Below are 13790 nucleotides of genomic sequence, written 5' to 3'. Positions count from 1 at the left end.
AGATAGCTGTTCTCAAATCCAACCACGTTTTCAAATAAACGCTCATCTAAAAAGAGAGTGGCCCTTTTCTTATCTCATCAGAACTACCATCATAAGTTTCTGCAAGAACTCCACAGATAAAGGATAACGTTTCGAATTCCAATACCATGAGATCTTCTGACGTTCAAAAGCCACCTTTCCTAGATCGGACTTCCCTCTCCCATATCTAGCTCTACTGACTACTATTTTTGAGTCCAGCATATGCATAGGTTCGATTTCTGGGGCACTCTTTTTCTGTCACCACCCTAAAATAAAAGCGATGCTCCCGCCCATCCTTGGCATTTTCCTTGTTTAAGACAAAGTAGTTCTTCTGATTCATTGCCATGGTTCGTAGGATATCATCGATCAAAAAAGTCAAGGGAACATTCATGGCAGAGTATTTTTGGAAATCCTCTTCAAAACGGATATAGGCTTCTGAAAAATAATCCATCTGCAGTTTGTTTTCATACAACTCTTTTCTAGTCATACACTCCCTCCTCCCATAGTCGAATTTCGAGGACATCTACAATCTCTATCAGCCTGTAGCCCTCATTGGTCCTAATAGATAGAGTTTGAGGTGATATTTCGCTTACCTCGCCGACGATAGTGGTTTTCTGCTTCTTTTCCTTGACTACAAAGTATCCCTTTAGTTGCCCGATATACAACTGCGAAAGCAAGAATAGCTTCTCAACGGAATTCAAACTCGTCGAAAAAGCAACCCGATTTTTTTCTTCACCGAGTGAACTAGTATGCTCTGAGAGGAAAAAGCCCATCCACTTCTGCATCCCTGGATCTTGATAGTCACGCGCAGATTGAAAGGGTAAATAAGAACGATCAATCATTTTAAACCATCTAATCCTCCAGCAGAATGTCCCCCAATCAACTTGCTTCTAGCAAGACTCCTAGAGGCTTCTTCCAGTGCATTGGCCTTTAAGAGGGAGGTAAAACCAAATTGTTCCCGAATGGAGTCAATGGCTGTCTGGAGCCTTTCTTCTTTTTCTAACTTGTCAACATCATCAAAGAGGGAAATCAAACCAAAGGACCCGTCCACAAATCCTGAATAGTTGACTCCAACACTTCTGACCGCTCCAGAAGTGTATTTACTATGAAATAGCTTCAAAACATAATCCGTTAAGACAGCTGTATTATTGGTCGGTTCGACCTTCATTTGTGTGTGAATAGACGACCTGACCTCCTGTTTAGAGAAACCAACATAGACAGAGACAAGGGTTGTTTTCTTGCCCGCCCTTCTCAGTCTAATAGCCACCTGCTCCGCCATTTCTCGGAGAATAATTTCGATATCTCGTAGCTTCACGTAGTCTCTCGGCAAGATTTGAGAATTTCCTAATCCCTGAGACTTGGCTTTATAGGGCCTGTGAACATTGCTCTCATCAATCCCGTTAGCATGAAACCACAAACGCAGGCCAGCCTGACCCAGAGCCTTCTGTAGCTGGTCTGGATTACTGGTGGCCAATTCTCTGATGGAAAAAATCCCCAGAGCATGCAAGCGTTTCTCCATCCGCCTGCCAATCCCCCAAAAGTCTGTCATCTTAGGAATGGCCCAGACCTTCTCTTCCACATCCTGGTAAGACCAGTTGACCCTCATGGTCGGAGTGTGCTTGGCCTCATTATCCAGAGCCAACTTGGCCAGTAAGGGATTGGCATTGGACATACCCACCGTAGAGTAGATCCCTGTCTGCCTCCAAATATCCCTCTGGATGCGAGCAGAAAGCAGATCCAGCTTGTCTTTGCGAGAGAGACTCTTGTCTGGGATGAAATAGTTGAGCGAACTAGTCAGATCGATAAAGCCCTCATCGATAGAGTAGGGATAAATATCATCTGGACTACCATAATTTTGAAAGATTCGCTGGATTTCCATATTGACCGCTATGTACTCATCCATCCTAGGTGGCACAACCAAAGTCACTTGAGCCCAATCTTCGATGTAGCGAACATAGTCTGAGTCAGTAGGCAAGCCTTGCTTTCGAGCATTGTAATAAGAAAATTTGCGCGTTTTGATATCAAAAGGCAGATCATAGGCCCGGCCAACATTGGACTTGCCAAAAATCTTCTTAAACATGGGAGAGGAAGCTAGGATAAGGCCGGTAGAATTATCCGCGCGACTCATGACACAAAGCGAGGTCTTTAGCGGATGAAAGCCCCTTTTCACACACTCGACACTGGCATAAAAAGATTTCATATCGACAAAGGCAATATCACTTTTGGGCTCTCTGGAATAATCAAAGTAGCCCATAGGCTAACCCTCCATCGGCACAAAGTTCCCAACGATAATCCCCACAATCCGAGGATCTTCCTCATAGGAGATGAAAATGTCCTTGTATTTAGGATTTATAGAAACCAGACGCAAACCATCTTCCTCCCGATAGACCCGTTTGATATAGGTCTGGTTGTTACAGACCACTGCATAAACTGCCCCATCATAGTCAAATCCTGTCTCCCGAATCAGAGCCACTGAACCATTTTGATATTTAGGTTCCATAGAGTCCCCAGCCACCCAGGACGCAAAATCATGGGCCAACTCCTCGTTAAAGTAGACCGTATCAAAATTCTGGTCATCGTAGACCGAAGCCCCGATCCCTGCTGACATACGTTCATAGACACGGTACTCGTAGAGGCGCTCTGGCATGGTCGCCACCTTCTGAGTTTGTTCTTCTTGAGCCAGATTGCGAGCATAGAGCACAACCTTGTCCTTCCCTTGCTTGGAGAGGCTATTGTAGAGACGAACAATCTCAATCTGAGTAAAATACCCTTTTTCTACTTTTAAAATGTTCTCTAGCTGGGCAACCTTCTCCTTGGTTGGTTCCTTAATTCCACGTTCCCAAGCCGAGTAAGCCTGAAAACTAATCCCTAATTCCTCTGCAATTTCCTTCTGTGTCAATTTTAACTCTTTTCTCCGAGCCTTGAGTTTTTCTGGTTGGTACATGATTCACCCCCTAGTGTGATGTTTTATTGAGAATATCTCTCTTAGAAAAACAAATCGACGGTTAAGCTTACACCTCTAAAACTCAACCAATTCGGTTTAGTTTTATTATATAAAAAAAGTGGACGATTGTCCACTGGGAAAATCAAATTTTAACAACTGCACCTGGAGATTCTGAACAAAAAACTGGACTAAATCTAGCAACTCCTACTCTAATTTTTGCAGCAGCTTTACAACTTGCTGATTATCAATCCTCACATAGTATACACCATTATCACTGACAAGTTTATCCCCTTTATACTTAGCAATTTTGACAGCATAAAGACCGCGTGGTAGTGGTTGGTTGGCAAAAAAATCCTTCATGAGCGCTTCAAGCTCTTTAAGATAGTCATCATACAAGAGATCTCTTTTTTCTTTTGGAACGAAATATTGAAATTCAAATGTTGGTATAAAAATCTCTTTTTGGAAAAGATATTGAGCATCCATGGGATACATTCCTTGCAGAGCTTGGCCCTTGCTTTGATTTTCCTTTAATATTTCATTATAAAGATAGATATTATCAGATTGGTTATTAAATTCAAAACCAATACCTTGATACTTCAAATCAGAAAGTTTAGGATCTTTGATTGAACTGTCCAGTGTTTTTAAAAACTCGCTGGTGCCTGGACTAACCTCAATCCCTAAATAGGCTAATTCTGGGAAAACATCATAAATTTTTTTATAATTATTGTAATCAACTTCTGCATCTGTCTTTCCATATGTTTCATTTTTCGAAAAGCGAGTATAGTATTTAAATCGAGTTTTAACCTGATAGGTTTTTCCGGCTATATTTTCACTGTAGGTACCATGGATTATAAATCCTCCCACACTTGTATAGTTTTTCTCGTATTTTTCTAACTCAAACTGACCTGTAAGACCGTAGTTTTGATAAGAACGATGCACAGCTTGCTCAAGCTCAGTTCGACTTGCATGGGCAAACAGCCCCCACATATCCATTAGAGAAAAAATCGGACTGAACACTGTGAAGATTACGATTGGGATCACTATGGATAAGCAACCTATTAATAGCCAATTTCTTTTCTTGGCCTTTCCTTCAGATTTTTTAGCAGTTTTCTGTTTCCTTTTTAAAATTAGAATAAGCAAAACCAAAATCCCTAATACTAATAAAACCAATCTACAATCTCCTTTTACTTTTGACAGTTGTTAACAGGTAGATAGGAGACTGACAGAAATACTCATCTCACCTGCTAACTTATCCTGAATTCCATAAACTCGTCTAAAACGAGGAACAATCCTTGTCTCATTATACCACATGAGAGATACCGTGAGAAGATGAGAGAAGCAAAAACACCTCATAGTGTGAATCATGAAGTGCTTGTGAACGTTGATAGTATCGTATTGATTAACGTTCTGAGGCAACTGACTTTGTCAGATTGCACCAATTTAGTATGAAAATATAAAAAGAACACCTCGAAAGGTGCTCTCTGTAAGTATAGTAATTCTCTCGAATTAACGTTTTGAAAATTGTGATGCTTTACGAGCTTTCTTAAGACCTGGTTTCTTACGCTCAACTTTACGTGAGTCACGTGTAAGAAGTCCTGCGCGTTTCAATGAATCGCGGAAGTCTGGGTCTACTTGAAGAAGGGCACGAGCGATACCATGACGGATAGCTCCTGATTGACCAGCGTATCCACCACCTACAACGTTAACGAAAACGTCGTATGAACCTACAGTTGAAGTAACTGCGAATGGTTGGTTGATAACAAGACGAAGGTCAGCGTGTGGGATGTACTCTTCAACATCTTTTTTGTTAACAGTGATTTTACCAGTTCCTGGAACAAGGCGAACGCGTGCAACAGCGTTTTTACGACGTCCAGTACCTGCATATTGTGCTTGTGACATACTTTATTGTTCCTTTCCTTAGATAAGTCCTGAAATATCAAGAACTTCTGGTTGTTGTGCAGCGTGAGTGTGCTCAGCTCCAACGAATACTTTCAATTTCATACCTTGAGCGCGGCCAAGAGTATTGTGTGGAAGCATACCTTTAACTGATTTTTCGATCAAACGTACTGCATTTTTAGAACGAAGTTCACCAGCAGAGATTTGTTTCAATCCACCTGGGTGGTTTGAGTGAGTGTAGTAGATCTTATCAGTTGCTTTTTTACCAGTCAATTTAACTTTTTCAGCATTGATAACGATTACGAAGTCACCTGTATCAGTGTGTGGTGTGAATGTTGGTTTGTTTTTTCCGCGAAGTACGCTAGCAACAACTGCTGAAAGGCGTCCAAGAGGTACATCAGTTGCGTCAACAACGTACCATTTGCGTTCTACTTGGCCTGGTTTAGCCATGAATGTAGTTTTGTTCATGATTTCTCCTATATGAATATCGTTTTTGTTTACAGGGCGGATGTTCCGGTCCGCGGGGTATTTGAAAGGTTCCGGGGCCTTACAAATGGGGTAAACAATACCGTCTACTATCATACCAAATTTTACTACTAAAAGTCAATAGATATGAAAAATATTTTTGCCGATTTCAGTGTTTAACATCTAGAAAAACCTCGCTTTTGCGAGGCTCTCCTATTTATAAGCTAAGGCACGTTTAAAGGTTTTCCAGATTCCCAAATCATCTGTTTGAAGGACTAGACTAGCATACATGCGGCCGATAAAGGCTGTTGCAGTGACTGCAAAAACAACCGTTATGGCAAGCGAAATCCAAGCTTCTAGACCACTTGCATACCCATTTATAGCTCTAAATGGCATAAAGAAGGTCGAGATGAAAGGAATATAGGAACCAATTTTCAGAACTAAATTGTCCCCAGCAGCACCTAGAGAGGTCACACCGACAAATCCTGCTATAATCAAGATCATCAATGGCGACAAGGCCTTTCCTGAATCCTCAGGGCGAGAAACCATAGATCCTAGGAAGGCTGCTAAAACAACGTACATAAAGAGGCTAACCAAGACAAACAATAAGGTATTGAGCGAGAAGGCCTCTCCTATATGGTTTAAAATACCAGATTGTGCCAAGATTGGTAGGTCCTTAAAGAGCAGAATGGCAGCCAGCCCACCCACGACGTAAATGCCAATATGAGTCAAAATCACAAGAAGCAGAGCCAGCATGCGAGCGTAGAAATAATGACTTGCTCGGATACTAGAGAAGACCACCTCCATGATTTTGGTTCCTTTCTCGCTAGCCACTTCCTGAGCAGTGACACTAGCATAGGTAATCAAAATCATATAAAGGAAGAAGCCAAGCCCTGCGGCCGCAATGGTTTGAACAATTTTTTTGTTTTCCTTAGATTCATCAATTTTCTCAGTAAAATCAACGGTTTGACTCAGGCGTTTTTCCTGTTCTTGAGACAAATTGGCTGCCGAACGATTGAGTTGATATTGCAGTTCGTTTAACTTATTGGTTACTGCTAGTTTGATGCCTGTTTCAAGAGAAGTTTCACCATGATAGACGGCCTTGAGAACACTGTCCTCTTGGTCAATGGTTAGGTATCCCTTGATTTTCTCATCCTTGATAGCAGCTTGAGCACTGGCTTCATCCTTATAATCAAAGTTGATACCATTGGTACCCTTGAGCCCTTCTTCCACAGATGGCACAGTTGTTACTACTGCTATCTTGCTATTCTTGGCCATAGAAGACCCTTGGAGATAGCCAATTCCTACAGATAAGGCTAAAAAGAGGAACGGCGAAATCACCATAAAGAAGAAACTCCACGACTTGACATGTCGAAGATAGGTTTCCTTCATTACAACCCACATATTTCTCATACTTCCACCCCTGATTCTAGTTTAAAGATTTCATCGATTGTTGGAGCTTGTTGGTCAAAGGTCGCGATGTATTGACCTTGAGTGAGGATTGGGAAGAGTTCCCTTCCAGCGCTCTCGTCATCGAGGATCAATTTCCAACTGCCTTGCTTGGTCAAGCTCACCTGTTTGACATGAGGAAGTTTTTCCAATTCTTCCTTGCTTTGTTCACTTGAAACAAAGAGACGTGTTTTCCCATATTGATTGCGAACATCCTGAACAGGTCCGTGCAAGACCACACGTCCATCACGAATCATCAGGATATCATCGCAAAGCTCCTCGACATTGGTCATGACATGGTCAGAAAAGATAATGATTGCACCGCGCTCTTTCTCTTTCAAGATGACCTGCTTGAGCAACTCGGTATTGACTGGATCCAAACCACTAAAAGGCTCATCCAAGATAATCAAGTCTGGCTCATGGATTAGGGTGATAATCAGCTGAATTTTTTGCTGATTCCCTTTGGAGAGGCTCTTGATTTTGTCGGTCAATTTGCCCTTCACTTCCAATTTTTCCATCCATTGGGGGAGTTTTTCCTTGACTTCTTTAGCATCCATGCCCTTTAGAGTCGCCAAGTAACGAACTTGCTCAAGGACTGTCAACTTGGGCATGAGACTGCGTTCCTCAGGCAGATAACCAATCCGTGCATAGGTTTCCTGACGAATCTCCTGCCCATCCAGACTGATCTCTCCTTGATACTCTAAAAATTTCAACATACTGTGGAAAATCGTTGTTTTCCCAGCACCATTCTTCCCGACCAAGCCCAGAATCCTTCCCGAACTTGCCTGAAAATCGACACCAAACAAGACTTGCTTGGGACCGAAACTTTTCTCTAGATTTCTTACTTCTAACATTTTCCACCTCCGAGATATGTTGCACTTATTATACTCCTTTTTGATAGCCTTTACAACGATTTATGTCCATTTTATCGGATTATAAGTAGCAAAAGTATCCTTTCTCTAATAAATTTTAAGTACTTCAGCGATAGCTTTAGTATAACTCATTAAAGACTTTCTGAGATGGCTTCCTCCTCAACTATCGCTTTTCTCTTCTGAACTGTCCTTTTGAAACTAAAAATCCACCCCGAGGGATGGATTTTAGACTATTAACGCACTTCTGCATTCACTTTTTCTTCGAGTGATGCTTGGATTTTTTCCATATAGCGTGCGACTTCTTCGTCTGTCAAGCTATCTTCTGGATTTTGGAAGGTCAAGCTATAGGCCATTGACTTCATGCCAACTCCCAGTTTTTCGCCTGAGAAGACGTCAAAGAGTTTGATATCAGTCAAACGTTTCACGCCTGCAGCTTGGATAGCATCTACAACTTCTTGATGAGTGACTTCTGCCTTGAGGAGTAGGGCCACGTCACGGCTGACTGCTGGGAATTTGGTGATTTCCACAAATGGAGCAGCTGGTTGAAGGGCAGCTTCAATGGCTGAAAGGTTGAGCTCCGCTACATAAGTTTCTGGGATATCGTAAGCCTTGGCAGTAACTGGATGCACTTGGCCAAGGAAACCAAGAACTTGGTCGCCAAGTGAAATCACGGCCGTACGTCCTGGATGTAGACTTGCAATCTCAGCTGTTGCTGCATAGGTCACTTCTAGTCCCAAGCGAGTAAAGAGGGCTTCAAGGATTCCCTTAGCATAGAAGAAATCAACTGGAACTGCTGCCGTTTGGAAATCTTTTTCAGCAACCAAGCCGGTTAAGGCAAAGGCAAAGCTATTAATCTCATTTGGTAGATCTTCTTTTGGATTGCCTGTTTGTTCAAAGACTTTTCCAATCTCGTAAAGAGCCAAGTTTTTGTTCTTACGAGCCACGTTGTAGGCAACGGTATCAAGGATACCTGAGACCATATTTTGACGGAGGACAGAACGGTCCACTGTCATTGGCCACATGAGTTCTGTAAGGTTACTTGGTTGAGCTGTGAACTCAACTGCTTTTTCAGGCGTTGTCAGAGCGTAGGTAATGATTTCTGTCAAACCTGCTCCTTCAGCGATGGTACGAACTTGGCGACGCAATTTTTGTGTCGCAGTCAATTCACCAGCTGTACCGTCATCTTTTGGAAGACTAGTTGGCAAGCGATCATAACCATAGATACGGGCGATTTCTTCAAAGAGGTCAGCTTCGATAGTGATATCCCAACGACGACGGGGTACGCTGACTGTAAAGCTTTCTGCATTGCCAGAAAGGCCAAAGCCAAGACGACGGAAGACATCTTCCACATCAGCATAGGAAAGCTCCGTACCAAGGACGCGGTTAACGTCTGCAAGGGTTGAAGAAACTTCCACATCTGAAGTGTCAAGCTCCCCCGCTGAAACGATGCCCTTACGCACCGTCGCACCTGCAAGATCAGCAATCATGCTAGCCGCCGCATCAAGGGCTTCATTAACAGTTGCCACATTGATGCCTTTTTCAAAGCGAGAAGACGACTCAGAACGAAGGTTGAGGCGTCCGCTAGTCTTGCGGATGGATTTACCATTGAAAACAGCTGCTTCAAGGACAACACGACTAGAATTTTCAGAGATTTCTGTTGCTTGACCACCCATAACACCTGCAAGGGCTACTGGCTTGTCTGCGACAGTGATGACTAAGTCATTTGCTTCCAAGTCACGCTCTTCACCGTCCAAGGTCACCAATTTTTCACCAGCACGCGCTTCACGCACACGGATGTCGGTCCCTTCAAAGGTATCCAAGTCAAAGGCATGCATCGGTTGACCAAAGTAAAGCAAGATGTAGTTTGTCACGTCCACTACGTTATTGATGGGACGAATCCCTTCGTTCATAAGAAGGTTTTGTAACCATTGTGGACTTGGTGCGATGGTCACATTGTCCAAGATACGGGCTGCATAGTAAGGCGCCTTGTCTGTCTCAATACCTACAGAAAGGGCATCTGCTGCAGCTTGGTCTGTTTCTGTTAAGGTAAATTCTTTGAATTTGACTGCTTTGTCATAGATAGCTGCTACTTCGTGAGCTACTCCACGCATAGATAGAGCATCTGCACGGTTTGGTGTGATAGAAAGTTCGATGATTTCATCATCCAAGTCTAAGTAAGAAAAGACTTCATCCCCAGGAACAGCATCTTGAGGCAAGATTTGGATTCCATCTGCAAATTCCTTTGGCACAACTGAGTCAGAAATTCCCAATTCACCAAGGGAACAGATCATTCCAAGTGACTCCAAGCCACGGATTTTTCCTTTTTTAATCTTGTAATTGTCAGCAATACGAGCTCCCGGAAGAGCCACCATGACCTTGATACCAGCACGCACATTGGGGGCACCACAAACGATTTGACGGGCTTCTTCTTCGCCAACGTTAACCTGACAGACATGCAAGTGAGTTTCTGGTACATCTTCGCAAGACAAGACCTCGCCGACGACAATTTTTGAGAGACCGGCAGCCGGTGATTTGACACCTTCGACCTCAATCCCTGTAGTTGACATTTTTTCAGCCAACTCTTGTGATGGCACATCAATGTCCACCAACTCTTTTAACCATTTATAAGATACTAACATAATTCTGATTCTAAGATCTCACCAAGTGAGACCTTTTCAATTCCTTTCTTTTTCTTCGAGTCAGTCGTTTCTTTTTTAACTATATGACATGTGAGCGACTGTTTAGGACTGTGTTTCAGGTTTCAATCTTATTTAAACTGTTCTGAGAAGCGGACATCTCCTTGGTAGAATCCACGGATATCGTTGATTCCGTAACGGAGCATAGCTACACGTTCTTGACCAAGACCAAAGGCAAAACCAGAGTAAACCGTTGCATCAATACCACTCATCTCAAGGACACGTGGGTGAACCATACCGGCCCCCATAATCTCAATCCAACCCGTTTTCTTACATACGTTACAGCCTTCTCCACCACACTTGAAGCAGGAAACATCCACCTCAACAGATGGCTCTGTGAATGGGAAATAAGATGGACGCAGACGAATCTGACGCTCTTCACCAAACATTTTTTGCACAATCAACTGAAGTGTTCCTTGAAGGTCTGCCATAGAGATGTTTTTTCCAACAACCAAGCCTTCGATTTGGTGGAACTGGTGACTGTGGGTCGCATCGTCCGTATCACGACGGAATACACGCCCTGGTGAGATCATCTTCAAAGGACCTTTTGAAAAATCATGGGCATCCATGGCACGCGCCTGAACCGGAGACGTGTGAGTACGAAGCAAGATTTCTTCTGTAATGTAGAAAGTATCCTGCATATCGCGGGCTGGGTGGTCTTTCGGAAGGTTCATACGCTCAAAGTTGTAGTAGTCTTTTTCAACTTCAAAACCATCCACGACTTGGTAACCCATCCCGATGAAAATATCTTCGATTTCTTCACTAGTTTGTGTGAGAACGTGACGGTGACCAGTTGCAACTGGACGACCTGGAAGGGTTACATCGATGCTCTCGCTGGCAAGTTGTGCTTCAACTTTCTTTTCTTCCAAGAGCTTTGCTGTTTCTTCAAAAGCGGCCGTCAAGACATCACGAGCCTCGTTGACGTGTTTCCCGATGATTGGGCGCATCTCAGCAGAAACATCCTTCATCCCTTTAAGTATTTCAGTAAGCGAACCTTTTTTACCAAGGACAGAGACGCGCAATTCTTGCAGCTCTTTTTCATTTTCAGCAGAAATCTGCTTCAAGCTAGCTAGCGTTTCTTCACGAAGCGCTTTTAATTGTTCTTCAATAGTTAACATAATTCCTCCATCAGTCTCTCGTAGATAAAAAGAAAACCACATGCCAAAAACTCCATACTCGGAGCGTTGACACGCGGTACCATCCGTTTTTATCTGACAAGTCAGACCTTTATTTCTGAATCCATAGGCAAGTGAATTCACCCAGCTTTCATATAGAGAGCTTTCAGTCACGGCTCTCCTCCCTGATATACTTCCCCTGAGATACTAGTCTTGCAGATTCCTATTCAATTACTACTTAGTTTATCAGATTTTTAGTTAAAAAACAAGTTAGATTAGACTAATTTCAATATAAAAAGGAACAAGACATAATGCATTACCTATTTATAGGATTTGTTCCATCTGCTTTCCTTTTCAATAAAAGAGTTGCTGCTTGATTAAAACCATCACACCAGTTATACCATTTTGCTTCATACTCATCTTGAGATACGATATGTTTTTTTAAATCCAGAACAGAGTAAATCTTTCTTTCCTCGCAAGCTTGCGCATAGAGATGATATAGTTCATCGCCACCATCTCTATCCCACTCAGCAGAAATTGTATCCCTACCTGCCAATAAAGCCTGATAAGCCCTGTGATGCCCGTCTGTAATCAGCAAGCAGTCTCCGAATGCAAGAACACTGATTGGAGCAATATTGATTATTTCTGCCGACTGATAAAGCGTCTGGATATCTTGTAACTTCTTTTCTGATAAGTATAGTTGAGTCGGATGGAGATCTGTTATATTGACTCTCATTTCTTTCTCCTCAAAGGAATTTGATACTCACTTCTGCTTGCCTTTAAATCGCCATTGGAAGCGGAGCTTGTCATAGAAAGGAAATTCGATAAACAAGACTCCCAAACCCACACAGAAACTGGCAAGAACATCTGATGGGTAGTGAACTCCCAGATAGACCCGAGATAGCAGCACACTGACTAGGTAGAAGCCAAGGACGATTTGCACGATTTTTCTCCAAACCGGATCTTTAATCCGTTGACTGAGAATAACAATCAAAGTCCCTACCATCAGCGTTACAGCCAGAGAATGCCCGCTTGGGAAGGAAAACCCCTTCTCCTCGACTAAATGTAAGATAGCTGGTCGTGGGCGCTGGTAAATATTTTTAAAGGTCACGATTAAAAGACCAGCTAAGGCTAGATTGCCCGCCATGAAGTAGCTTTCTATCTTCCACTGCCTACGATAAAAGACAAAGGCCGCGATGACAACCCAGGTGATAATCACTGGGATATCAATCAAATGCGTAAGAGCACGGAACAGAACTGTCAAATAATCTGGCAAGTTCCCACGAATAGCTGTCTGAAGCGGTTGGTCAAAACCGACCAGCATTTCGGGGTAAAACTTAACCATGTAGCCAAGAAGGACGAAAAGTAAAAGGGCAAAACTGCCCTTCATTAAAAATGTTTGTTTATCTCTCATAATGTTTTAAGGTTGGTTTCAAGAGGACATATAACAACCAGAATGAAACGGCAAAGATGATACCCTCAATCAGGTTAAAAGGTAATACCATAGTCATTAGGTAGTTGGAAAGTCCCAAAATTTTTCCAATATCAAAGTTGGCAAACTGCGCGTACAAAGGAACAGCATAGACATAGTTGAGAACCAACATAGCCGCAGTCAAGCCGACAGTTCCCGCTAGAGATGCTAGTAGGAAACGAAGGGTGCTGCGTTCCTTTTTCCAAATCAAACCAAAAGCGATAACAAAAACTCCCAAGGCTACAATATTCATTGGCAAGCCAATGTAAGTATTCACTCCCTGGCTATTGAGAAGCAACTTCAAGAGTGATCGCATCAAGAGAATTCCTAGAGCAGCTGGCAAATCCATCACCACCAAGCCCACAAGGACTGGCAAGATACTAAACTCGATCTTGAGGAAGGTTGCCGCTGGCAAGAGCGGAAAGTCAAAGTACATCAGCACAAATGAAATGGCTGATAAAATCGCAATGGTCGAAATTCGACGTGTGTTTGTCATAACAGGTTCCTCCAATTTTCTATAAAATCAGAAGAAGTTGGAAAGGATCCCTCTATCTATTCTCACTTTTTATATCCCAAAAGTTCCCTCTCACTCTTTTGAGCAAGCGGTTACAATTCATCTATAAACTCATCAGAACAGACAAAGCCATTCTTTCGTCTTCTCCCATCCAGACTATACTGTCGGTTGTGGAATCGCACCACATCAGCTTGCGCTCGCGGACTTCTTTAAGGGAAGGAAATAGAGGTTTTTCTTTTAGACTAGGCGACAAGCTGTAGGCATAACTTCCAGTTAGGCAAAACTTGTCAACAAAGTTTTAAGGGAAAATTTTTTCCTAATGATACTCAATGAAAATCAAAGAACAAACT

The 13790-nt window shown here is 42.6% G+C and carries 14 protein-coding genes; all 14 read right to left on the bottom strand.

Annotated features, from left to right (window positions below):
- Window positions 1-211: 211 nt before the first annotated feature.
- Window positions 212-505: a DUF5960 family protein gene (locus MP387_RS01410; RefSeq protein ID WP_061418039.1), complete on the bottom strand. Its 294-nt coding sequence runs from the start codon at window positions 503-505 to the stop codon at window positions 212-214.
- Window positions 498-860, bottom strand: a complete 363-nt coding sequence (locus MP387_RS01405) for a hypothetical protein (protein WP_242747152.1) — start codon at window positions 858-860, stop codon at window positions 498-500. Before MP387_RS01405 ends, MP387_RS01410 begins: the two co-directional genes overlap by 8 nt.
- A complete protein-coding gene (locus tag MP387_RS01400; protein ID WP_242747150.1) occupies window positions 857-2272 on the bottom strand; it encodes a Y-family DNA polymerase in 1416 nt (471 codons plus the stop codon). Before MP387_RS01400 ends, MP387_RS01405 begins: the two co-directional genes overlap by 4 nt.
- Before the next feature lie 3 nt (window positions 2273-2275).
- A complete protein-coding gene (locus MP387_RS01395) occupies window positions 2276-2962 on the bottom strand; it encodes an XRE family transcriptional regulator (RefSeq protein ID WP_242747148.1) in 687 nt (228 codons plus the stop codon).
- A gap of 204 nt (window positions 2963-3166) precedes the next feature.
- Window positions 3167-4132, bottom strand: a complete 966-nt coding sequence (locus MP387_RS01390) for a hypothetical protein (protein WP_242747146.1) — start codon at window positions 4130-4132, stop codon at window positions 3167-3169.
- A gap of 336 nt (window positions 4133-4468) precedes the next feature.
- Window positions 4469-4861, bottom strand: coding sequence for a 30S ribosomal protein S9 (gene rpsI, locus MP387_RS01385; protein ID WP_000075973.1), 393 nt, complete (start codon window positions 4859-4861; stop codon window positions 4469-4471).
- 18 nt (window positions 4862-4879) lie between these two features.
- Complete coding sequence (rplM, locus tag MP387_RS01380; protein WP_001044624.1) at window positions 4880-5326, bottom strand: 50S ribosomal protein L13; 447 nt, start codon at window positions 5324-5326, stop codon at window positions 4880-4882.
- A 210-nt stretch (window positions 5327-5536) separates the two neighbouring features.
- On the bottom strand, window positions 5537-6736 hold the full coding sequence (locus MP387_RS01375; protein ID WP_242747144.1) for an ABC transporter permease: 1200 nt from the start codon (window positions 6734-6736) through the stop codon (window positions 5537-5539).
- Window positions 6733-7626, bottom strand: a complete 894-nt coding sequence (locus MP387_RS01370; protein ID WP_125422907.1) for an ABC transporter ATP-binding protein — start codon at window positions 7624-7626, stop codon at window positions 6733-6735. Before MP387_RS01370 ends, MP387_RS01375 begins: the two co-directional genes overlap by 4 nt.
- Window positions 7627-7877: 251 nt before the next feature.
- Window positions 7878-10283, bottom strand: coding sequence for a phenylalanine--tRNA ligase subunit beta (pheT, locus tag MP387_RS01365; RefSeq protein ID WP_242747142.1), 2406 nt, complete (start codon window positions 10281-10283; stop codon window positions 7878-7880).
- 128 nt (window positions 10284-10411) lie between these two features.
- A complete protein-coding gene (pheS, locus tag MP387_RS01360) occupies window positions 10412-11458 on the bottom strand; it encodes a phenylalanine--tRNA ligase subunit alpha (protein WP_242747140.1) in 1047 nt (348 codons plus the stop codon).
- Between the two features lie 313 nt (window positions 11459-11771).
- Window positions 11772-12191 carry a chromosome partitioning protein ParB gene (locus MP387_RS01355; protein WP_242747138.1) on the bottom strand — a complete coding sequence of 140 codons (420 nt, stop codon included), beginning with the start codon at window positions 12189-12191 and terminating at the stop codon, window positions 11772-11774.
- A 27-nt stretch (window positions 12192-12218) separates the two neighbouring features.
- Window positions 12219-12869, bottom strand: a complete 651-nt coding sequence (locus MP387_RS01350) for a phosphatase PAP2 family protein (RefSeq protein WP_242747136.1) — start codon at window positions 12867-12869, stop codon at window positions 12219-12221.
- Window positions 12859-13422, bottom strand: coding sequence for an ECF transporter S component (locus MP387_RS01345; RefSeq protein ID WP_000185814.1), 564 nt, complete (start codon window positions 13420-13422; stop codon window positions 12859-12861). The genes MP387_RS01350 and MP387_RS01345 overlap by 11 nt, the downstream gene beginning before the upstream one ends.
- Window positions 13423-13790 lie beyond the last annotated feature (368 nt).

This window comes from Streptococcus oralis, from assembly GCF_022749195.1.
Classification (GTDB): Bacteria; Bacillota; Bacilli; order Lactobacillales; family Streptococcaceae; genus Streptococcus; species Streptococcus oralis_CI.
The sequence above is the reverse complement of the archived record's forward strand: the minus strand, read 5'-3'. Positions and strand labels throughout refer to the sequence as shown.